At 45.1% G+C, this 23600-nt stretch carries 19 protein-coding genes; 15 read left to right on the top strand and 4 right to left on the bottom strand.

Translation table 11 applies throughout. The annotated features are described in order from the left end of the window. Nucleotides 1-5 precede the first annotated feature (5 nt). The 4 genes from betA (at nt 6) to ACVBIK_RS00175 (ending at nt 4637) form a co-directional block, all read left to right on the top strand. Complete coding sequence (gene betA / locus ACVBIK_RS00190; RefSeq protein WP_447168820.1) at nt 6-1703, top strand: choline dehydrogenase; 1698 nt, start codon at nt 6-8, stop codon at nt 1701-1703. A 333-nt stretch (nt 1704-2036) separates the two neighbouring features. Then, entirely contained in the window at nt 2037-3254 is a 1218-nt protein-coding gene (locus tag ACVBIK_RS00185; RefSeq protein WP_447168819.1) for a BCCT family transporter, read from the top strand. Between the two features lie 29 nt (nt 3255-3283). Beyond that, the gene (locus ACVBIK_RS00180; RefSeq protein ID WP_447163748.1) at nt 3284-3988 is read left to right on the top strand and encodes a TorF family putative porin; all 705 of its coding nucleotides are present in this window, start codon (nt 3284-3286) and stop codon (nt 3986-3988) included. Between the two features lie 166 nt (nt 3989-4154). Further along, on the top strand, nt 4155-4637 hold the full coding sequence (locus ACVBIK_RS00175; RefSeq protein WP_447160392.1) for a MarR family winged helix-turn-helix transcriptional regulator: 483 nt from the start codon (nt 4155-4157) through the stop codon (nt 4635-4637). 23 nt (nt 4638-4660) lie between these two features. On the opposite strand, the gene ACVBIK_RS00170 is transcribed toward ACVBIK_RS00175, so the two are convergent. Next, a complete protein-coding gene (locus ACVBIK_RS00170; protein WP_447160391.1) occupies nt 4661-5125 on the bottom strand; it encodes a GNAT family N-acetyltransferase in 465 nt (154 codons plus the stop codon). 52 nt (nt 5126-5177) lie between these two features. Then, nucleotides 5178-5579 carry a VOC family protein gene (locus ACVBIK_RS00165; RefSeq protein ID WP_447160390.1) on the bottom strand — a complete coding sequence of 134 codons (402 nt, stop codon included), beginning with the start codon at nt 5577-5579 and terminating at the stop codon, nt 5178-5180. Between the two features lie 201 nt (nt 5580-5780). Here ACVBIK_RS00165 and ACVBIK_RS00160 point away from each other — a divergent pair, with 201 nt between their 5' ends. The 6 genes from ACVBIK_RS00160 to ACVBIK_RS00135 all read left to right on the top strand — a co-directional run bounded on the left by ACVBIK_RS00160 (nt 5781) and on the right by ACVBIK_RS00135 (nt 9686). Continuing rightward, complete coding sequence (locus ACVBIK_RS00160; RefSeq protein ID WP_447166715.1) at nt 5781-6473, top strand: 5'-methylthioadenosine/adenosylhomocysteine nucleosidase; 693 nt, start codon at nt 5781-5783, stop codon at nt 6471-6473. 47 nt (nt 6474-6520) lie between these two features. Then, entirely contained in the window at nt 6521-7501 is a 981-nt protein-coding gene (locus ACVBIK_RS00155; RefSeq protein WP_447168818.1) for a cobalamin biosynthesis protein CobD/CbiB, read from the top strand. 169 nt (nt 7502-7670) lie between these two features. Then, nucleotides 7671-8048 (top strand): DUF2721 domain-containing protein, encoded by a 378-nt coding sequence (locus tag ACVBIK_RS00150; RefSeq protein ID WP_447160511.1) that lies wholly within the window; start codon nt 7671-7673, stop codon nt 8046-8048. Beyond that, on the top strand, nt 8045-8668 hold the full coding sequence (locus ACVBIK_RS00145) for a trimeric intracellular cation channel family protein (RefSeq protein WP_447160387.1): 624 nt from the start codon (nt 8045-8047) through the stop codon (nt 8666-8668). The genes ACVBIK_RS00150 and ACVBIK_RS00145 overlap by 4 nt, the downstream gene beginning before the upstream one ends. After that, complete coding sequence (locus tag ACVBIK_RS00140) at nt 8668-9147, top strand: nuclear transport factor 2 family protein (protein WP_447160386.1); 480 nt, start codon at nt 8668-8670, stop codon at nt 9145-9147. The genes ACVBIK_RS00145 and ACVBIK_RS00140 overlap by 1 nt, the downstream gene beginning before the upstream one ends. Before the next feature lie 128 nt (nt 9148-9275). Further along, on the top strand, nt 9276-9686 hold the full coding sequence (locus tag ACVBIK_RS00135; RefSeq protein WP_447163735.1) for a hypothetical protein: 411 nt from the start codon (nt 9276-9278) through the stop codon (nt 9684-9686). A 91-nt stretch (nt 9687-9777) separates the two neighbouring features. Here ACVBIK_RS00135 and tyrS read toward each other — a convergent pair whose 3' ends face one another. Further along, complete coding sequence (gene tyrS, locus ACVBIK_RS00130) at nt 9778-10974, bottom strand: tyrosine--tRNA ligase (RefSeq protein WP_447160384.1); 1197 nt, start codon at nt 10972-10974, stop codon at nt 9778-9780. Nucleotides 10975-11101: 127 nt separating this feature from the next. On the opposite strand from tyrS, the gene ACVBIK_RS00125 reads away from it, so the two are divergent. Both ACVBIK_RS00125 and ACVBIK_RS00120 read left to right on the top strand, forming a co-directional pair. Then, nucleotides 11102-12532 (top strand): peptidoglycan DD-metalloendopeptidase family protein, encoded by a 1431-nt coding sequence (locus ACVBIK_RS00125; protein WP_447160383.1) that lies wholly within the window; start codon nt 11102-11104, stop codon nt 12530-12532. A gap of 80 nt (nt 12533-12612) precedes the next feature. Continuing rightward, complete coding sequence (locus ACVBIK_RS00120; protein ID WP_447160382.1) at nt 12613-13722, top strand: anhydro-N-acetylmuramic acid kinase; 1110 nt, start codon at nt 12613-12615, stop codon at nt 13720-13722. A 126-nt stretch (nt 13723-13848) separates the two neighbouring features. Here the strand turns inward: ACVBIK_RS00120 and ACVBIK_RS00115 are convergent, their stop codons facing one another. Further along, nucleotides 13849-16011, bottom strand: coding sequence for a winged helix-turn-helix domain-containing protein (locus ACVBIK_RS00115; RefSeq protein ID WP_447168817.1), 2163 nt, complete (start codon nt 16009-16011; stop codon nt 13849-13851). A 352-nt stretch (nt 16012-16363) separates the two neighbouring features. Here ACVBIK_RS00115 and ACVBIK_RS00110 point away from each other — a divergent pair, with 352 nt between their 5' ends. The 3 genes from ACVBIK_RS00110 (at nt 16364) to ACVBIK_RS00100 (ending at nt 23471) form a co-directional block, all read left to right on the top strand. Further along, nucleotides 16364-19147 (top strand): TonB-dependent receptor domain-containing protein, encoded by a 2784-nt coding sequence (locus tag ACVBIK_RS00110; protein ID WP_447168816.1) that lies wholly within the window; start codon nt 16364-16366, stop codon nt 19145-19147. Nucleotides 19148-19312: 165 nt separating this feature from the next. Next, nucleotides 19313-21835 (top strand): prolyl oligopeptidase family serine peptidase, encoded by a 2523-nt coding sequence (locus ACVBIK_RS00105; protein WP_447168815.1) that lies wholly within the window; start codon nt 19313-19315, stop codon nt 21833-21835. 304 nt (nt 21836-22139) lie between these two features. Next, complete coding sequence (locus ACVBIK_RS00100) at nt 22140-23471, top strand: alkaline phosphatase (protein WP_447168879.1); 1332 nt, start codon at nt 22140-22142, stop codon at nt 23469-23471. The last annotated feature ends 129 nt before the right edge of the window (nt 23472-23600 follow it).

The following is a 23600-nucleotide window of genomic DNA, read 5'->3' as shown; positions in this document are numbered from 1 at the left end:
CTGATATGACGACGAATAATTCACAATATGATTATATTATCGTTGGCGCAGGCAGTGCAGGCTGCGTGTTAGCCAACCGTCTATCAGCCGATAGCAATAATCGTGTGCTGCTGCTTGAAACTGGCGGTAGCGACAGAAGCATCTTTATCCAGATGCCTACTGCGCTTTCAATCCCCATGAATACTAAAAAGTACGCTTGGCAGTTTGAAACTGATGCAGAGCCTCATCTCGATAATCGCCGTATGCATTGCCCACGCGGTAAGGTACTAGGTGGCTCATCATCGATTAACGGTATGGTGTATGTACGTGGCCATGCTCGCGATTTTGATGAATGGCAACAGCACGGTGCAAAAGACTGGGATTACGCCCATTGCCTGCCATATTTCAAAAAAGCGGAAGACTGGGCATTTGGCGGCGATGATTATCGCAGCATTGACGGTCCACTCGGCGTTAACAACGGCAACAACATGAAAAACCCGCTATACAAGGCATTTGTTGCTGCGGGTGTTGATGCCGGTTACATGGCAACTGATGACTATAATGGCGCCCAGCAAGAGGGCTTTGGCCCAATGCACATGACGGTTAAAAATGGCGTGCGCTGGTCAACAGCCAATGCATACTTAAGACCTGCGATGAAGCGTGAAAACTTAACGGTTATCACCCATGCTCAGGTGCACAAGGTACTGTTTTCAACCAAGCAAGGTGAAACGAACAAAGCCGTGGGTGTGCGCTTTGAGCGTAAAGGAAAAATGCTTGATGTGAACGCCAGCAAAGAGGTAGTGCTGTCCGCAGGCTCAATCGGCTCACCGCATATCCTGCAACTATCAGGTGTTGGAGCGGCTGATACCTTAGCCAAGGCAGGCATCGAGCAAGTACATGATCTGCCGGGTGTGGGTGAAAACCTGCAAGACCATCTTGAGTTTTACTTCCAGTTCAAGTGCCTAAAGCCGATATCGCTTAACGGTAAATTAGACCCACTTAACAAACTGTTTATTGGTAGCCGCTGGATCTTAAACAAGTCTGGTTTAGGCGCGACCAATCACTTCGAGTCTTGCGGCTTTATCCGCTCTAAAGCGGGTCTAGAGTGGCCAGATCTACAATATCACTTTCTACCTGCCGCAATGCGCTATGACGGCAAAGAAGCGTTTGCCGGGCATGGTTTTCAGGTGCACATTGGCCACAATAAGCCCAAGAGTCGCGGCAGTGTCAAAGTCATCTCAGATGATCCTAAGCAGGCACCCAGCATTTTATTTAACTACCTGTCTCATCAAGACGATATCGAAGGTTTTCGTGCCTGCGTGCGTCTAACCCGTGAAATCATCAATCAACCTGCGCTCGATGAATACCGCGGTGAAGAAATTCAACCGGGAACTCAGGTACAGACAGATGAGCAGATAGACAGCTTTGTAAGAAGCGCTGTTGAGAGCGCTTACCATCCCTCTTGCACATGCAAAATGGGCGAAGATCCCATGGCTGTTGTCGACTCTGAAACACGAGTCCATGGGCTGCAGAATCTTAGAGTGGTTGACTCCTCTATTTTCCCGACCATCCCCAATGGCAATTTGAATTCGCCGACGATCATGTTAGCCGAGCGCGCTGCCGACTTAATCTTAGGTAATACGCCACTCGCGCCAAGCACAGCAGAAGTGATCATCAGCCAAGATTGGCAACAGCAGCAAAGGCTACGACCACCAGCAAGATAATCGCTTCGGCTTAGTAGGACGCGTCAGTAACTGTGACGCGACTAGCGCTAAGCCAAGCCCCTCCACAAACGAGATGAAGATGTTCGGCAATCCTTCTGCCGCCTCTTCAAACTGTTTACGTATAGGTAGCCAGCCTAAGCCACTGAGGCTAAATGGCACTAATCGCCACGTTTAATTTATCAAACCTTAACTGTCGTAAAAGCGGCAATTAAGGCTTGAGGGATTTTTGCAGCCAAAATTTGGCTAAAAGCGGGCATAACGATAATAAAAACAAGGGATAACCATGCTTTTTAATCAAGAGTTGTTTAATACAAATAAGTCAGGAGTTCAATAATGACCACTTGGCTAACTATAGGGATATTATTTACATTCGCTGCCATTGCCTTTGTGATCTACCGCTGGGGTAACGTCAAGTGTGTTGGTGTCACACCGGTGCGCACATTTACCTTTATCGCCATCCTGTTTACCTCAGGTTTGGACGTTGGTCTAATCATGTTCCCGCTAACGGAATTTGGCGGCTACGCCGATTTAAGCGCGAGTCCTGAGTATGGTTTTACCAACCCTCTGGCGATTGAATTTGGTTTCTGGGCATTTTTAATCTGGGCATTTTACTTCTTAACTTGTTTCTACTTTTGTGTCATCGAGCCACGAGTTAAGTTTTTCGAGATCCCAGTGATTAAGTTCATTAACAACCTAGTGATTATCGGCACCTGTGCCTTTACCGCTTATCTGCTATTGACCAATCTACCTTGGTATCTGCCCGAGATGGGCGATGGTGAGTCAATTGTCAGTAGCTTCTATCTGATCGTCTTTGTGATTATCGCTGCCGCCGTATACTCAAGCACCAGCATCCGTTATGTACGCCTACTTAGCTTAGCCAGCACCTGGTTATTCTTGGGTTTAATCGTACTGATGTGGGCTGGCGCGTTTATGTCAAAAGAGTCCGGTGTGGGCGAATTCGTCAATACCTTTGCCTTAATTGGTGACTACTTTGGCAATATCCACCACTTCGTACTGCCGATGAATGATTACCATGAGTTCTACCTATTCTGGTGGTTTGCTTGGAGCATCATGATTGGTCAGTTCACGTCACGCTTTGTCGGTGGCATGAAGACCTATCAAGTACTGATTGCCATGATGGTATTTCCATCTTTGCCAATTGCCGTATGGTTTACCGTTTTGTACTACTACAGCGCCAATGAAATCGCCACCACAGGCTTTTATAACCTCGCCATGGTCTTGGTCGGTGTCACCTTTGTGATTAACTCACTCGACTCTTTGATCCGTCTTTACACAGATAACCTAAACCTAACCGTTGAGCGCTTCGGCAAGACTAAATACATCATAGGTAACCTTGCCTTGATGAGTGCCCTAACCTTACTGTTCCAATTGAATTTCTTAGAGATCCAATGGGTTGGCGCACTTGCTATCGGTCTTATCCTAGGCTGTTTTGGATACATCATGGCGACAAAATATAAGAAAGTGGCTGCAATTGAGCACTCTCCTACAGAAAACAAAATTGATTTCAGCAAAATTGAATTAGCTAACTAAAAAGAAACAAAGGAAAAGAAAGATAAATGATGAAAACAACAATTAAAAATCTAGCGCTACTGGGTCTAATCGCATTGCCAACAACGGCTATAGCCGGTGTTAGCTCAACGATTAATGCCACTTCTGACTACACCTTTAACGGTGTAAGCCAAACAGATAATGGCCCTGCTTTGCAGGCAAGCCTAGATTACGCCGCCGATGCGGGTTGGTATGTGGGTACTTGGGCATCGAACGTTGATTACGGTTCAGGCGATGACACCTGGTTAGAACTCGATTTTTACGGCGGAATGTTCTTCCAGCTCAGCGAAAGCGTATCACTCGATGCCGGTATCGCTTATTACACTTACCATGGTGACTCGTTCTCAGATGAGTACCAGTATCCAGAGGTATACACTAAATTTGGCTATGGGTCATCGGTTGGTCAAACAGAGCTAAACTTCTGGTACACATGGGATTATTTTGGTGTAGATGCGGGTCATTACATCATGATGGCAGCGCACACATTTAGCATTGCCGAAGGTCACGACATTCGTATCAGTTTTGACCGTTCAACATCAACGGATGTGAACAAGTGGTCTTGGGATGGCAATAAATCTTATAACCATTACCGCGCAGAATACATGACAAGCTGGAAAGGGTTTGACTTTAACCTAGCCGTTGAAGATACCAGCATGGACATAGACACAGCCGATACTCGCGCCGTGTTATCGGTTGCAAGAACCTTTAACTTCTAAAGGACTCGTCGCACACTGAAGCTTGCACCTAGCATAAATAGTGCGGTATAACGCTGGTCGTTGTACCGCACTATTTTAATTACAGCGATAAAAGACAATCATATTCGCTCATTAATACCTATCAGTATAAGCATACCGGCAAAGGCCTTTTGGCCAAGGAAAACAGATGGAAAAGTACGAACAATTATTGATTTCACTGCGCCGAGTGATCCGGGCTATTGATATCCATTCACGCCAACTCAACAAGCAATCTGGCTTAACGGGTCCGCAGCTAATGGTGATGCAAAGTATTGAACAGCTTGAAACTCCGCTAGCAAAAGACGTCGCTAAAGAGGTCGCACTCAGTCCTGCAACTGTGACAACCATTATTGATCGGCTAGAAAGCCGTGAACTCGTCGTTAGAACCCGCAGCGAGACCGATAAACGCAAAGTTATCCTATCACTGAGTGAGGCAGGTAAAGCATTACTGAGCAGCTCGCCTAAGCCATTACAAGAGCACTTTATTACACGCTATCAAAATCTTGAACAGTGGGAGCAAAGCCAACTGTTGTCATCAGTTGAGCGCATTGCCGCCATGATGGACGCCGAAGAGCTCGACGCCGCCCCAGTGCTGTTGGTGGGCCAAATTCAGGCAGATGAACAAACTTAACAGATGCCTGCTCTAACCTTTATCTAAAGTGAAGTAAGCTTTAATGTCATAAAGCTGCTGTAAGGGTCTTGCTTATAATCGGCAAACGGCGCGCACTCGCTAAAACCAAATTGCTCATACAACCTCTTGGCGGGTATAAACGCTGCCATAGAGCCGGTCTCAAGGCTGAGTCTTTGGTAACCTCGTAATCTCGCCTCACTGATAATATGATCCAACAGCATTTGGCCGACACCTTGGCGAAGAAACTTGTTCGATGTGCGCATCGACTTAATTTCACCATGGGTACGATCCAACTGCTTAAGTGCGCCGCAGCCCGCCAGTTCATCTTCTAACCATAGGCTCCAGAAGGTAACATCCTCAGCTTCCAAACCTGAGACATCCAGCGCATGCACGCTTTCTGGTGGCGAATGCGAGGCCATATCTTCATGGTGCGCTGCTAATAACTCAAGCACTTGTACATTGTCTAATTGACCGGTTTTTATTTGCATTGAATTCCCATTAGTACGATTAATTTTGGCCGTTAACTTACGATGGGTTAACTTAATTTAGCTGTAACAGATCCCACTTAGTGCCGTACAGATCTTCAAAAACAACCACAGTGCCATACTCTTCAACTCTTGGTTCTTCTTTAAAAATCACACCTTGAGATTGCATAAATTCATAATCTCTCCAAAAATCATTGGTATGTAAAAACATAAAAACTCTACCACCAGTCTGGTTCCCTACTGAGAACTTTTGCTCTTCAGTACTTGCTTGTGCCAACAACAAATTGGTTCCATTAGAATTAGGAGGCGTAACTAGTACCCAGCGCTTACCACCTCCTAAGTAGGTATCTTCAACTAAATCGAAACGCAATTTTTGAGTATAAAACGCAATCGCCTCGTCATAATCTTCAACAACCAGCGCGATAGCACCGATTTTCTGCTTTATCTGTTCTTTCATATTATTCTTTCCTGAGTTAAACCGCGATATTCATAAAGCTGCTTTAATCTCCATCGCCAGCAAGTGTGTTACAGGTTTTATTTGATAACAAGTATCGATGCCCGGCATATATCTCATCTTATCTTCAAGGCTTTTTCACTAACGCAAAGCGCCGTGGTATATTAGCGCCCATATTCATTCAGGTAGTAAAAAGGTCATTTCATGAAAATCGGTATTATTGGCGCTATGGAGCCAGAAGTTGCGCACTTAGTTGAGTCGATGCAAAACCCAAGCTCTACAACCATTGCGGGTATCGAGTTTGTTGCAGGTCAACTTGCGGGTAAAGACGTAATCGTCACTCGCTCTGGTATTGGTAAAGTCACTGCCAGTGTTGCGACTACGCTACTTATCGAAAAGTACGCGCCAGATGCCATTATTAACACGGGGTCAGCGGGTGGTTTTGTTGATGATTTAGCCATTGGCGATATCGTTATTTCATCTGAAGTGCGTCACCACGATGTTGATGTAACCGCTTTTGGTTATGAAATTGGCCAGATGGCGCAGCAACCAGCAGCGTTTATCCCTGATGCTAAACTGGTTGCAGCAGCACAAAAAGCGGTTGCTAGCCTTGGCGAAGTAAAAGCGATTGAAGGTCTGATTTGTACTGGCGATAGCTTTATTTGCGATCCGCTGCGCACTAAGACCATGCTTGAGAACTTCCCAACAATGGCAGCATGTGAAATGGAAGGCGCTGCAATCGCGCAAGTTTGTCATCAGTTTAGCGTACCGTTTGTGGTTATCCGCTCACTGTCTGACAATGCTAACAACGACTCGCCTGTGGATTTTGACGAGTACATTGTAAAAGCTGGTCATCACTCAGCATTGATGGTTATCGCTCTGCTTGAGCAGCTTTAATAAGCTGCGTAACGCAAAGCTCTAAAATATAAGGATAGCGCAGCGATATGGTGCCAGAGTTTACTAAAATCTTTTCTCAAGATAGTCAGCTTTACACTGGAGCCTTAGTGTTATTAGTGTCCATTTTGTTGGCACGAATTGCCCCTCTTCCGCGCAATCTGCAGCCACTTGAATGGTTATCTCAAGTGGCTAAAAACTTAAGCACTAAAGTTAACCATGTCGACCGCGCCCCGTCACAGCAGTTAATCGCCGGCTCCCTAGCCATGTTACTGTTAATCGTTCCTTTTTGGGCAGTGATAAGTTTTCTGATAGAACTCGCTGAGTTCCCCTGGTTCTTTGAAGCCGTGGTGATTTACCTGTGCTTGCAGGACGATCATTTTCGCTATATTGCCAATGAAGTGATGATCTCGATTAAAGGGGACAATAAAGTTCGCGCCCGTGGCCTTTTAGAGCCTTGGCTAAATCGCAGCACCTATTCTCTTTCTAGCGTTGGTCTGTGTAAGGCCGCTATCGAACGACTCTCGACCACTTCAATCTACGGTACTGTTTCAGCCATCTTGTTTTATGCTATTGGCGGCATCCCACTGCTCATTGTGGCAAGAATGATTAAACAGCTTGAGTTTTGCTGGCCGGTTTATAATCCACTTTACCGCTTCTTTGGTATGCCTATATATATACTCAGCACTATAGTCCACTATATTCCAGCCAAACTATGGAGCCTAAGCCTTGCCATTCAAGGTGGCCCAAAAAGCCTTGCGACCCTGTTTCGCCCAAAAGTGAATACGACCCCATTAAATGAATATCAAACCTGCGAAGTTGTCGCCTGTGCATTAGCGATTGAACTTGGCGGACCAATTAAATTTAAAGAACTTAGGGTAGATACCCCGAAGGTGTCTTACGGTTCTCTCCCCGATGAAAATGATCTAGTTCGCGCGATTAAACTCAACTCAATCGCCTTTAGCCTTTGGGCTTTGGCTATTGTCGTCTTGCCGGGAATATGGGCACTGTTACGGGTAATGCAGGGGTGATTTCGCTGGCTTATAAACCTAAGCATTGAATTTTATTTAATTACCCCACTTTACCGCTGTTTATTTAGCCTGCGGATTGTAATCATCTTGTATAAATTGTTGGCGTTGGTATCATCCTTTAAACTTGTTGTGTTGACTCATTTTAGGGCTGAATCCATTGTTTGATAATATTCATGTTTCGCTAACCACGCCTGCTTTACTCTTTCCTGCCATCTCTTTGCTATTGCTGGCGTATACCAACCGTTTCTTTTCGTTAGCGGCACTTATCCGTAATTTGAGCGCTGATGGCAAGCCCATAAACCATAGCCAATTAAAAAACCTTCGTCAGCGAATTAGCATCATTAAGCGTATGCAAGAGTCTGGAGCATTAAGCTTCGCTCTGTGTGTGCTGTGCATGATTTTTATCTACGTTGGCTTTAACAAAGTCGGCGCGTTTATCTTTGGTTGTAGTCTATTCTTACTCTTATATTCACTACTGCTTTCAGTGATTGAAATTCGTATCTCTGTCGATGCACTTAATATTCATCTACAAGAGTTGGATAAATGATCGATTGGATCTATTTTTTTGACCTTTGCGGTACAGCAGTATTTGCATTATCAGGTGCACTCGCTGCCGGTAGGCACAAAATGGACCCCTTTGGCGTACTGGTACTTGCGTCGGTAACCGCCATTGGCGGTGGCAGTATTCGTGACGCCCTGTTGGGCGCCACCCCCGTCTTTTGGATCCAGGACCCTAACTACATTACGGTGATTTTAATTACCGTGATACTGACCTTTATTTTTGTACGTAAGCCTAAACGAGTACCACGCTATATTTTACCTGTTGCCGATGCGCTCGGATTGGCGCTATTTACTGTAATTGGTGTAGAGAAAGCACTAAATTTAGAACTCAGCGGTATGACTGCCGTGATCATGGGTTTAATCACTGGTGTAGGCGGTGGTATTATTCGCGACCTGCTTTGTCAGCAAGTTCCTATGGTGCTTCGCACTGAGATTTATGCAACCGCATCGATAATGGGCGGGATCTGCTATACCATTAGCCTACATTGGGGAGCCGCCGATATGTTTGCTTTATTATTTGCAATGAGTACCGCACTCGTGATTAGATTAGCGGCAATCCGTTGGCACCTTTCATTACCTGCTTTTGATTTAAAGACACCACAATAATGAGATTAGCTTTTTTGAGTTTTGTATTTGTACTGTTTAGCTTTCCGGCTTTCGCTAATGTTGGCGACATGCCAAAAGAGCAGCAGTTGGCGATCAAGTATATTCAGGCGCTGACTCATCAAGATTATTCTAGCCTGAGCGCTTTTTACAATCGTGATAGCGTGTTTAACGATAAAACGGCCGGGCGTAAATACACTGGCAAACGCCACATTCTACAATTTTTAAAACGAGCCCACAGCGGCGTACTTGAATATGACTTTAACATTGAGCATATGTTTAACTCCGGCTCACTCGTGGTCTTGATAGGTAATTACCGTTACAAGGGCCCTGGCGAGCAATTTGGAAAGCCTGGGCGCATCATTAATATCGCCATTCCAGGTGTTACAACGCTAAGCTTAGACATGACTCATGAGCGGGTAAAAGAGCATCAAGATTTGATGGACTATCAAACCATGTCGGATCAACTCTCTGTTCAGTAACCCTTAAACCTCACAGCCGTTTTAACTCGCAATAACTTACCGACTCAGCTCACAATTTACTCGCAACGTGGAAACTTTTCTGCGTTCACCTGTCAAAGTATTAGGTACTTTGTATTTCGTAGGTTGTTATGAGTGTCATCAATGCTTTTCGAGCTATTATTATCTTGCTTCCACTGCTATGTGGTTCCGCCTTTGCGCTAGAGCAGCCCATAGTGGTGTCTTTTGCGGACCAACCTATCGTTAAGTTTAATCAAAAACTTGAGATCGCCCAGCACCAAAAACGCAGCTGGAGCACGCAACCAGAATCGATTTCGGCTCACTATGCAGGGACTAACTTCCTGCTCGCTAAAGTTAAACAATATCAGGGCAAAGTGGTGACGTATAACGTCAGCGCGGCAAAAGGCGAACACCCTAAGATGTTATTGATTATTTCGATGGAAAAACACAAAGATAAATGGGTTTTAGATGCGGCAAGGTTAACTTGGCAATGTAAAAACGGCCTGCATTTTGGCACAGACCGCTGTTCACAGAACCATTAACGACAAGTTAATGGCTTTAGCTTTTTAAACAGGGGCACACTATCTAAACATGTTTATAGGTTTCGCAGCGCAGCCCTCTGATTTAATGCTTCTACACCAGAGTGATTTTAGCAAACTTACGCTTGCCCACTTGGAATACCGCTGAGGTACCGGCATTAAGTTGAAGACGAGTATCTTCAATCTTATCGCCATCAATCTTAGCTGCACCTTGCTTAATCATCCGCATTGCATCAGAAGTCGAGCTGACAAGCCCAGCTTCTTTTAGCAAGTTAGCAATCGCAATACCGTCACCAGCAGCAATCTCTAACTCTTCGATATCATCAGGGATATTGCCTTTTTGGAAGCGACTAATAAACTCTTGATGCGCAGCTTCAGCTGCCGCTTCGTCGTGGAAGCGTGCAATGATCTCTTTAGCCAGTGCAATCTTCACATCACGTGGGTTAGCACCCGCTTCTACGTCTGCTTTAAACTGCTCAATCTCAGTCAACGGACGGAAAGACAGTAGCTCAAAGTAGCGCCACATCAACACGTCTGAAATCGACATGATCTTACCGAACATCTCACCTGCAGGCTCGCTCACACCAATATAGTTGTGTGCTGACTTAGACATCTTCTTAACGCCGTCTAAACCTTCAAGCAGTGGCATCATGATCACAGTCTGTGGCTTTTGACCCGCAGATTTTTGTAATTCACGGCCCATCAGCAGGTTAAACTTCTGATCAGTACCACCGAGCTCAACATCAGCCTCTAGTGCAACCGAGTCATAACCCTGTAGCAATGGATACATGAATTCGTGGATCGCAATTGACTGACCTGAACCATAACGCTTTTTAAAGTCGTCACGTTCCATCATGCGGGCAACCGTTTGCTGTGAAGCAAGACGGATCATACCGGCAGCACCAAGCGGCTCTAACCAAGTAGAGTTAAACTCGATACGGGTTTTAGCTGGATCTAAGATCTTATAAACCTGTTGCTTATAAGTCTCAGCATTGGCAAGCACTTGCTCACGGGTTAATGGTGGACGAGTGCTGTTCTTACCACTTGGGTCACCGACCATACCAGTGAAGTCACCAATCAAAAAGATCACTTCATGACCTAGCTCTTGGAAGGTACGCATCTTGTTCAAAATAACCGTGTGGCCAAGATGAATATCAGGAGCGGTTGGGTCGGCACCGAGTTTAATTTTTAACGGGCGACCTTCTTTCAACTTCTCCAGTAGATCCGCTTCGAGTAATATCTCGTCGGTGCCACGTTTTATTTCTGCTAATGCTTGCTCTAAATCAGCCATATCGGCGCTTACTCCTGGGAGCCTAATCAAAAAAATATGGGCACTCATGTTACTTGTTAGCAAGCACAAATGAAAGTGTGTACACTAAAGGCATCAATAAGAAAGAGTGAATTTGGTATCAAGGTCAATGGGAAAGGTTATAACTTTATTTAAATTACTGCCAAAATTACATCAAATGCTCTTGTGCGGTTTAGTTTTTGTCACGCTAATCATTATTTTTTTGCCGTCCGATGATGTGCAAGCGTCCAAGCAAACGCCATCAGCAAATGGCGAATATGACGTTAATACCCGTTATGACGTGCCGCTGGCTTTTAGAAAACCAACACCACCATCGGCAGCGATGAGCGAGTCGACCCCGACTGAGCGCAATAACACCCGTATAGCCACTCACATAGAGAACGGTCTCGAACAAACCAATAAGCAGCCACTCGCTCAAGCGTCTGAGAAGCCCCTTGCTGCCATTGCTGTTACGCCAACATTAAACGAAAAACGTTTCCAAGTTAAAAGTGGCGATACTCTAGCAGCACTGTTTACTCGTGCAGGCTTAACGGCAAAAGATGTCTATGATGTCACCCAGCTCCCTAAAGCTAAAAAAAATCTACTGAAAATCATGCCTGGCGATAATTTAGTTATTGCTAAAAGTGAAGACGGCAAACTGGTTCAACTTAGGTATCATCTCGACAAAATCACCACCCTAATCGTTGATAATGCCCCAAGCGGTTATCAAGAGCACATTGTCACTAAAAAGGTTGAAGCGCGCTCTAAATTTGCCAGTGCGACCATTGAGAATAACTTCTGGAATGCAGGAGTTAACGCAGGACTGACGCCAAATCAAATCATGCAGCTAGCCACCATTTTCGGCTGGGATGTCGATTTTGCCTTAGATCTTCGTAAAGGCGATCAGTTTGCGATGATCTTTGAAGAAGAGTATGCCGATGGCGAGTTCTTAAAAAACGGTAATATTCTGGCGGCCGAATTTACCAACCAAGGCGATCGCTATACCGCGGTTAGGTATAAAGACGGTACCTACTACTCAGAAGAGGGCCGCAGCATGCGTAAAGCCTTCTTGCGCTCCCCGGTGGACTTTAAATATGTCAGCTCAAGCTTCAACCCCCGTAGACTGCATCCAGTAACGGGTCAGGTTAAGGCCCACCGAGGTGTTGATTACGTTGCCGCTGTTGGAACTCCGATTAAAGCGGCGGGAAACGGCCGAGTTATTAAGTCTAGTTATAATAAATACAATGGTAACTATGTGTTTATTAAGCATAACGATACCTATACCACCAAGTATCTTCATCTGACCAAGCGTAATGTAAAAACCGGACAATCAGTTAAGCAGGGGCAGATTATTGGTACCCTTGGCTCCACAGGCCGGGTAACAGGCCCACATCTTCACTATGAATTTATCGTTAACGGCGTTCACCGCAATCCTCGCACCATTAAGTTGCCTAAATCTGAGCCTATCGCAAAGAAAGAAAAGGCCCAATTTGCTACGCTTAGTAAGACAATGATGGCAGAGCTTGAACATAACAAACAGGTACAGATTGCAGCGCATTAGCGCTGCTGTTCTCTTTAACACTGCCAGCGTTTTTTTCGTTGCGGGCAACAAGTACCCATTAGGTTTATAGGTCCAATACGATGAATAACAGTTATTACATAGGCTTGATGTCGGGCACCAGTATGGACGGCGTTGATGCGGTTCTAGTGAACTTTGACCATGACCAGCCAAGCCTTATTGCAACTCATACAGAAGAGTTACCCCGTGCTTTACTCAGTAGCCTACAAAAGCTTTGCCTACCGGGTAACGATGAAATAAACCGCCTTGGTCACCTCGACCGCACGATGGGAAAACTATTCGCCAAGGCCGTCAATGCATTGCTTGAAAAAGCCAACGTCGATAAGTCGCAGGTCATTGCCATCGGTAGCCATGGGCAAACCGTACGCCACATGCCTAATCTTGAAATGGGCTTCACCCTACAGATCGCCGATCCTAATACTATTGCTGTTGAAACTGGCATAAATGTGATTGCTGACTTTAGGCGTAAAGATGTGGCTCTTGGTGGCCAGGGGGCACCTTTAGTGCCCGCTTTTCATCAACACGTGTTTGCTAGCCCAAACCACCCACGCATTATCCTCAATATCGGCGGCATTGCTAATGTGACGTTCTTGCCGGGTAACACTCAAGATGTCACCGGTTTTGATACAGGCCCGGGTAATGGCTTAAGTGATGCCTGGATCCAGCATCAGCTTGGACAACCCTTTGATAAAGATGGCGAGTGGGCAAAGTCAGGAACCACGGATCAACAGATGCTGCAGCATCTACTGTCACACCCCTACTTTGCACTTGCAGCGCCTAAAAGTACCGGGCGAGAGCTATTTAACCAAGCCTGGGCCGAACAGCAATTATCTGAATTTGGTCATTTAACTGAAGCAGATATCCAATCTACCCTGCTTGATTTAACCTGTTACAGCATCGCCAATGACGCTTTATTGTTATCAGATAATGCTGAGCTCTATGTCTGTGGCGGCGGAGCCTATAATTGCGAGTTAATGCACCGCTTACGCAAGCTGCTCCCAAATTACAAGGTGGTCACGACCGCAGAGCTAGGTATGGACCCACAATGGGTTGAAGCCATTGCTTTTGCTTGGCTGGCGATGAGACACCACAATGGTTTACCGGGCAACTTACCTGCGGTGACCGGCGCCTCTAGAGAAGCAATACTAGGCTCTTTCCACCCTGCAGATTAATCTATTATCCTATAAAGTTAGCGAATAGAATTAGTCTATACAATTAGCCAGTACGCTCATCTGTACTGGCTATCCTTACTGTAAAAAAACGACTTAATGTTATTTTTAATCTGCCTGCAATTCAATTTAATACAGTAACTTATGCTGTAGCTTTATCACATCACGCTTGTAGTTTTGCGATAAGGTCATCAGCAAGCTGTTATTACTGCTGATATAAGTCATCGCTCCTGAGCGTGGAATACTGCCCGATGGTAACTTCAAAATAGGCGTGATAAGCCCAGTATTGAATCGCCAAAAATTAATGAGCTGAAATCCACTACGACTCTTTCTAAAATAAACCCCTTTATCGGTTGCGACCCAGTTATAGCCTTCTCCGAAATGATTGGCACTGATCAGCTCGTTTAACTCACCAGGATTTGTCAGCGACAGCATCCACAGGCCGTTTTTACCAAGCTGGGTAAAGACTAATTTATCTTCTGCTATCATCTTGCCTAAACGCATATCGATTGGGCTTATCACCTGAGGTAAACGGTTATCAAGATAGAACTCAGTGATGCCATCTTTACTGCTTGCCAGCACCATATCATCATTCCAGCCCCAACTTGGACGGTTATGATCAAGGTACGGCGTCGCAAGAATGCTGATATTAGAGGTATTCATATCTAACACATGAATTTTATTGCCCTCATTTTTATCATCCGGTGCTAAAAAGGCCACCTTAGTGCCATCATGGGACCAGCTAGGATAAGCCACGCGGCGCTTGAGGTCTGTATGTTGCCGCCTTTGATTACCGTCTGCGTCGCTGCTCCAGATCTCGTTAAAGCCAGTTTCATTCGACACATAGACAATACGCTTAGTGATGGGTGAGTAATCAGGATTACGATAGCTGTATTCAACTTGTAACAGTGGAAAGGTTGCTGTGGGAATCGATTGTTCTAGTGCAAACGAAGCCACCTGATAGTCGCGCATATAGTTGGAGTAGACCAGCTCATCACTATGAGGGATTGAGCGCGGGTAGCTCATACCTTCCACATCTAACGGCAAGATCTGTTTATTATCAATGCCCACTATATAGCCATTTCTGACCCCTGAATTTTCTGTGCTAAAAATCAGGCGCTCACTATCTTGATGCCAACTCAGGCCACGAATATCTTCCAAGCCATAAGTTAAGCGTTGCTCCTCGCCTGTTTGGGTATGTAGTATAAAGATATCTTCCGAAATGTTACCAAATCGGCGCGCAACAGCGAGCCAACTGCCATCGGGACTAAAGGCCACATCTCGGTCTCGGTAGCTGCAATTCTCAGTACAAGATAAGCGTTTAGGCTCTTCGCCTTGGGTGAGTAGAGACAACTCATAAAGACCCGAACCAAATCCCTCTCCCCCGTCCCAGATATACACTAGGCGACCACCGTCTGGAGCAATATCGATAGCCGAACTATAGGTGTAACAATCACCGAGTTTACGAGCTTCATTACTGTCTAAGTCAAGCTGAGTCAAATAACACTTATCCTCACTGCGATGCTCTGAACCATAATACAGCGCGCTGCCAGTAGCACTCCAAACAGCTCTAATTTCTACTGTTTTTGTTGAAGTCAGTCGTTTTGGCGTTTCGGTAGGATTTTGCAGATCTTTAAGATAAAGGCTGGCGTATTTGTTATTACCACGACTGCCATACACTAGCCAACGACCATCGGGGGAAACCGCAGGGTAAAGCTCAGATCCCGCAGCAGAGGTTAAATTTTGCTTAACTGTCGGCACGTATCGAATACTGTCTTGATATAAATGATAGCCCCAAGATATTGCTATTAAAGCTAAAACTAGCCCACCAGCAAATGCCAACCTTTGATTAAACTGGGTTAAACGGCTAATCTTCAATTGAGCCTGTAAAAACAGGTCTAGCTCATCGACTAAGTCAGCATCGCTAAACTGGGGCTCAAGCAACAAACGGTAGCCCATCTTACGTACAGTCTCTATAACTTGCTCACTATCACTGCTTTGAACACTGCCTTGATTAAGCTGTTTTCGTAGATGCCAGATAGCATTAGTTAATGCTTTACTGCCAACATAGCTATTACCTTCCCAAATATTGTCTATTAGCTCTTCTCGAGTAACCACTTTAGGGTATTGCCGAGCAAGATAGCTTAATACTTCAATAAATTTTGGCTGAATGGAGACTTTGTTTGAAGGTTCGTCAGTCAATGCCGCATCAAAAAAATTAAGACTGTTATCGCTAGGGTTAACCTCACAAAGTCCTAATCTAAAAATGGCCTCTTTTTTTATTTCTCTCATTAATACTCCTGCTACCGCTCATATTTCTGTCATCAACAATCTCAAACCCGACCTAAAACTCACATCTATTCAACATAGATATTGCGATAACAACAGCACCAAAATACACGCTAAGCCAGTGAAAGTAAAAACAATAGAGATTAAATAGACATATAAACAACAAATAAACGACCCAACACCGATTGCCGTTCACTTACAAATTAATTACAAATGGTTGCAGTTGATAACCAGCAGTAGATAAATTGGAAAATCGACAGTATTCATCCCTGGAATGACGCGTTTAAATCATCTGAGATTTTACAAAAAATGATTAACGTGTTTGGGAAAATTATAAAAATAAGGACTGCAATCAATGAAATCGAAGATGAAACCTAAGATGAAACTATCAGCATTAAGCTTAGCCATCAGTATGGCTGCGCTAACCCCTTCAACCTTATTTGCAGCTGAAGCCGCAGATAAGAAAGCAGCAGATCAAGAGATAGAAAAAATTGAGGTGACAGGCTCACGTATTAAACGTGCCGACTTCGAAGGTGTCCTGCCTGTTACTGTGATTACAGCCGACGACATTGCCAACAGCGGTCTTAACTCTATTTCAGAAGTACTGCAATCATCTGTCGCTAACACGGGTGGTTCACTTAATGGTGAGAGCGATGGTTTCACAGACAGTGCTAGCTCAGTTAACCTACGTGGTATGGGCGCCAACAGAACCTTGGTTCTTATCAATAGCCGCCGTCAAGCCTCTTTCCCAAGCGCTGCAGGTGGCACCTCAAACTTTGTTGATGTATCAGACATTCCTACAGCAGCAGTAGAACGCATCGAAATTCTAACCGGTGGTGCATCGGCAATTTATGGTTCAGATGCCGTTGGTGGTGTAGTCAATATTATTCTGAAAAAAGAGTACGAAGGCGCGAAAGTTTCAGCTAAATATAATGATCCAACTCAAGGCGGTGGTGAGCAACTCGATCTGTCTTACCTGCAGGGCTTTAATACCGATAAGAGCCAGACGCTATTAATTCTTGAATACAAGAAAGTAGAGTCAATTCAAACCTACCAACGTGATGATCTTTACAGCCCAGCTTACTATGAAGATGAAGACGGTGACCTTCGCTGGGGCGCTGGCCCATATGGTGACGCTTCAGCATCTAGCTGGGCTTCATGGGTTCGTGACTACGGTAAAGTGTATACCAGCGACAAATATAGCCCTGTCGATGAAGCACAATGCACCAACCTATTTGGTGATAAAGGCATCTACACTCCAGCGGGTTCTTACGATTGTTACTATGACAAATATGCTGACCGCGGCCTGCAATCTGCTTATGACCGCGTAAACTTAGTTTTAAACTCTACTTACGACTTAAATGATGATTGGCAGCTTTACGGCATGATCAACGCATCATACAAAGAAGCCACCAAGTACAAAGATGAAAAAGGTTTCGGTGCATACATATATGAAGACGAAGCCACTGGTGCAATGAGCTACGACAAGTACGAATTTGACGATTACAACAAATTCCAGATGCGTCGCCGTATGGAGGAGTTTGACGGTCCACGTACTTACGATACCCAAAATACTAAGGCATCTGTCTCATTTGGCGCTGACGGTAATATTGGTGATTATGAGTTAGATATCTCCTGGTCAAGCAGCTACAACAAGTACGAGAAGCAAAATCATCATATGGTGAAAGCGGATGCACTGCTAGACATTGTCACTTTCGACCCAAATGACACAGATGCTGCTAAGTGGTACCCAAATAATCAGCTTACGACCGAGCAAGCGAATATGCTTATTGGTGATTCGACTAAAAATTCAGACTCTAGTATGCACCAGTTCCAGGCAGTGTTTGCCGGAGACTTAATGGAGTTACCGGCCGGAACCGCAGGCTTTGCAACTACAGCCGAGTGGGCACGTGAAAGCTATGAAGATACCCTAGATGAAGTGACTTCAAGCGGCGGTTATATCGGTATGGGTGGTACCGGTGGTAAGGGCGACCGTGACCGCGTCGCTGTAGCGGGTGAGTTACAGATCCCACTACTGGCTAATATGACGGGGGTTAGGTCTCTAGACCTATCTGCAGCACTGCGTTACGACCAATATTTAGATGATTCAGATGTAGGCGGCGCAACCACGCCACAAGTAGGCCTATCATACCGTCCGATTGATGAAGTCATGGTTCGTGCCAACTGGGGTAAGAGCTTTAGAGCACCAGACATGCACCGTTTATACGCCGGCCTCACTCGAGCTTACGGTTCTACCTCATACCCGCATCCAACCATTCCAGATGAGGTCTATGAAGATAATTACAGCAGCATAAGCTCAGGTAATGTCAACCTTGAAGAGGAAAAGGGTGAATACTGGAACTTTGGTATTGTCGCCAACATAACCGACAATGCAGACATCACGGTTGACTGGTGGAACATCGAACTTGATGGAGCAGTAAAAACGATCTCAACCGATGAGATGTTAGACGACGAAGCCAAGTATAAGCAAACAGGCAACTACACTAGCTGTGACCAAATGGATGTTGTCGGTTACCTAACAGAACTCGATGATGATGATATTGAGAACATCTCTTGTATGCGTAAAGGTCCAATCAACAGTGCTTATGAGGCATCTGAAGGTATTGATACTAGCTTTAACTACCAATTCCCAGAAACTGCTATTGGTGACTTCAAGTTTAAAGTTGCTGCCTCTTACCTAATTAAGAAAGAGTACCAGGAGCGCGTCGATAGCGAAATTGAAGAGCAAACAGAGACCGATTACTTCCCTAAGTGGAAAGGTAATGCGAGCCTAAGTTGGAATTATGAAGACTTCAGTGCAACGGTTGCTTACTACTACACTGGTGAAGCAAAAGGAACTGACACCTTTACCCTTATCGATGCCGATGGCGAAGAGTATGAGGAAGATGATTACACTGATACGCTAGATGCTTATCAAGTCGTCAACATTACCTTGAGCTACTACGCACCTTGGAGAGGTCGATTCACGGCAGGTGTTAAAAACCTAACCGATGAAATGCCACCTTTGTACGATGAGCGTAACGACAAGCATAATGACTGGCCTTTCTATGAAGATGACAACAGCAGCTACTCAAACGTTGGCCGTAGTCTGTTCATTGGTTACTCTCAGAAGTTTTAATCTCGTAGATATATAAACAAGTAGTTACCCAAACGACTTGAAGTTGTGTCTTCAGGTTGTTTGGACGTAAACCTCCCTTTTATGACGAGAAATAAGCGCCCAATGTTGGGCGCTTATCTTTATCGCCACGAACATCGTCACTATCCCTATTATCAGGAGATAAGAATGTCTCTAAACCCGCTCTTAATGAATGCCCTGATAGCCATTTGCAGCCTGCTATTATTCAGTTCAAATGCGTTGAGCAATAGCTATCAATTACCGAGTCAGGCACTGCAAAATGTGGTTGAGCAAACTAAAAATGTAAGTACTCGCTTATCTCAAGACAAACAATGGCTGGCGGTACTGACCCCAAGAAAACATTTATCAATTCAAGCACTGTCGCGCAGCGAGCGAAAACTCGCAGGCCTTAGAGTGTCTACGGCTCAACTCACACCTAGCCGAGTTAAATATAGCTATATCGCTATATCGCTTATCAATATTGCTAAGCAAGGCGCCGCAATAAAACCTATTAAGATTCATTTACCCAAGGGGATGCAAGCTGCCAGTGTGAACTTTTCGCCAGATAGCCGCTACTTAAGCTACATTGGCCTTACTCAAGCCGGCGCGAATATCTATGTTTACGACATCAAAAATGGCCACAGCCACAAACTAACGAGTCAGCGCCTCAATGCCACTTTAGGGCTTAAGTACATCTGGCAAAATGACAGTAAGGGAGTGTTTACTAACTTAGCTGTCACAGCCTCCTTGTTAGAATCAGAACACACGCCTATCGCGCCCAACATAAGCGAAACCTCTGGGCAAAAAGCGCCTCGTAGAACCTATCAAGATCTATTGCAAAACCCTCAGGATGAGGCAGAGTTCTCAGCATTAACCACCAGCCAACTGAGTTTTATCGCCCTTGATGGCAAGATCACTCCAATCGGCAAACCCGCCATCAATATTAGCTATAGCTTGTCGCCTGATGATCAATACCTGATCGTGAAGCGGATTTCTGCACCTTTCTCCTATATGGTGAAATATTACGATTTTGCGCAAACGGTTGAGCTGTTTAATCGCGCAGGAGAACAACTGCAAACCCTTGCCAAATTAGAGAGCAGTGAATATCGACCACCGGGCAGTGACTCAGTGCGAAAAGGGCTACGCATGATCCATTGGCGCAGCGATAAACCCAGCAGTCTCGCCTTTGTTAAAGCCTTAGATAAAGGTGATAGCCGCATAAAAACCGCTTATCGTGATGAGCTGCTACAGCTTGAGGCGCCCTTTACTCAACCAGCAATAGCATTAACTAAAACGCCATGGCGCATAAGTAAGATACAGTGGGCAGAGCAAAACATGGCACTTATCACAGAGCGCCAATCAGATAAAAAACAGATGCGAGTAAGTCTTTTAGATACCTCAAAAGCCAGTGATAACTCACTCGCGCTTTGGTACCAAAAGGCAATTCGCGACACTTATAAAGACCCAGGCCAATTGTATCGACAGACTGCAAAACTCAATGGTCAAAGCTTAGGCCGAGTTATCAAGCTGCATAATAACGGACTGCTACATTATGGTTTAGGGGCATCCCCTGAGGGTTACCAGCCATTTTTAAAGTCATCCCCCCTCGTTATTGATAAAACATCATTGGCAATCAATGATTCAACAACGCTGTGGCAGTCATCACCTCTACAGCTAGAAAGCATCAAATATATTGTCAACCTCAAACCACTAACACTTATCATTAGCAGGCAAACCGCTGATACGCCGTCCCACCTAGTAATGCTTAATGTCGACTCGGGGCGCGAGCAGCTACTGTACCAAAATCAAAATAAACTAAACGCCTACCAAGGCATGAGCAGGCAACTGATTAATTACCATCGTGATGACGGCCTCCCCTTATCTGGCGTACTTTATCTCCCAGCTGGCTATAGCAAAGATGACGGTCCTTTGCCGGTACTCATGTGGGCTTACCCACGTGAATACAAAAATGCAGAGGTCGCCAGCCAGATCAACTACTCGCCCAATCAATATAACCAGATTAGCCCTAAAGGCCCGGTGCCTTTCGTGGCTAAGGGTTTTGCGGTTTTCGATAAGGTTGCCATGCCGATAGTCGGTGAGGGGAATGAAAAACCTAATGACAGTTTCCGTCATCAATTAGTCGCCAACGCGAGCGCCGCCATTGATACCTTGGTCGAGATGGGAGTAGCTGACAGAGAACGGGTGGCTATCGGCGGACACTCTTACGGCGCCTTTATGGTCGCAAACCTGCTTGCGCATTCAGATTTATTTGCTGCTGGTATCGCTCGAAGTGGTGCCTATAATCGCACCTTAACGCCATTTGGCTTTCAACATGAGAAACGTAATTTCTGGGAAGCCCCTAGCCTATATCAACAAATATCACCTTTTACCCATGCAGATAAAATCGATGAACCACTGCTATTGATGCATGGTGAAATGGACTCAAACTCTGGCACCTACCCAATGCAATCGGCAAGACTATTTAAAGCGATCAGAGGACTCGGTGGCCAAGCACGATTAGTGACTCTGCCTTATGAAAGTCATAGTTATAAGGCCAAGGAGTCGATCATGCACATGCTTTGGGAGCAAGAGAGTTGGCTTGAGCAACACCTTAAAACAACCGAGCTTGTCAGGGGCAGTGAAGCCTTTAACAAGGCCAAGCCCGCTCCAACACACGTTACGTTTCATTAAGCCCCCCGAGTTTGACTCATTTGTAATTACTGACTCAAACACGGACTCACGATAAAGATAGGGTTAATTGCTCGGCTTATTAAGCCGAGCAGCCCATACCGATTGGCTAATAAACAACCCCTTGTTAACCACTCAAAGTCTTGCTGTCTATCAAGGCGTTGAGTGGGACTTCAATGCAGCAATATATTTAGCCACGTCTTCTCTTTTTTAGGATAAGCAGACTATGACTTGTTTAGATACCGCTCTACGAATATCGGCAATTTGTTCAAGCGTCATTTATGGCGCCCTGTTTAGTTCAGTCACAATGGCACAAACCGATGACCCATTTGCTCCTGTCATAGCCGCAGAGTACTTACCCAAGAATATTATCTACCTGATTGGTGATGGTATGGGGCCTGCGTATACCACAGCCTACCGTTACTATAACGACAACCCTCAAACCCAAAGAGTCGAGAAGACTATTTTCGACCAACTGTTAGTTGGCATGTCGAGCACTTATCCTGACGATGACACTGTTGTCACCGACTCTGCAGCGGCTGCGACGGCGCTCGCAACCAGCTACAAAACCTACAACGGTGCGATTTCGGTTGACCAGCAACACAGCCATTTCCCTACTCTGCTAGAAATGGCAAAATCCCAAGGGAAAACCACTGCGGTAGTGGTCACCTCGCAAATTAATCACGCCACTCCAGCAAGTTTTCTCGCTCATAATGAAAGCCGCCGTAACTACGACCAGATAGCCGACAGTTACTTGAGTAACCTTATAGATAAAAGACCAGTGGCCGATCTTATGCTCGGTGGAGGTACGCAATACTTTGTTCGTGATGACAAAGATCTCACCCAAGAGTTTCAAGAGTACGGCTACCAATACATAGACAAACTCAGCGACTTAAATAGCATCGAAGGTTTACCTGCCTTAGGCTTATTTGCACCAAAAGGCTTACCTGCCGCCATTGAAAGTGAAGATCCGCTGAGACTCACAACCATGACACGTAAAGCCTTAAGCCTTTTGTCCGCAAAAGGTGCCCCGTTTGTCATGATGGTTGAGGCAAGCCAAATAGATTGGTGTGGTCACAGTAACGATATCGCCTGCGCGATGAATGAAATGGATGACTTTGCCAACACACTAAGCCTGGTTAAACGCTATGTCGATAATCACCCAGATACTTTATTGGTCGCGACAGCGGACCATTCTACAGGCGGCCTGACATTAGGCACCGACGGCACCTATCAATGGAAAGGCCAATTGCTGCATCAAGTACATAGCTTACCAAGCACGATGGCCAAACTCATCATTGCCAGCCCCGATGTATTAAATGACTTAGCCGCATTTAGCACGTTTTTACGGCCCCATATCAGTATTGCTATCGAAGATAAAAAAATAGACGGGCTAAGAAAAAAGCTTAACTCTCGCTTATCTCACCACAAGCATGAAAAGCAAATAACTGACGACCTTAAACAAGCAATTGATAAGCTGACCTATACTGGATGGACAACAGGGGGCCACGACGCCATCGATGTACCCATTTACGCTTACGGTAAAGGCGCACTGTGCTTTAGAGGCCATAAAGACAATACCGAAATTGCCGCGACGCTTATTCAGATGGTGCAAGATGAGCGTTACAAGGTTAATTAGTCTGTCTTATCTGCATTATAATGATGAGTCATTGGCATTGGCATTGTCATTGTCAGATAATAAAATTCACTTTTTAGCTATTTACTTAACCCTTTATTTAGGACAACTTAAAGTAACAAAGTCTTATTT

The organism is Shewanella sp. 125m-1 (assembly GCF_052977065.1).
Note: the sequence above shows the minus strand (reverse complement) of the source record. Positions and strands in the feature narration are given on the sequence as shown.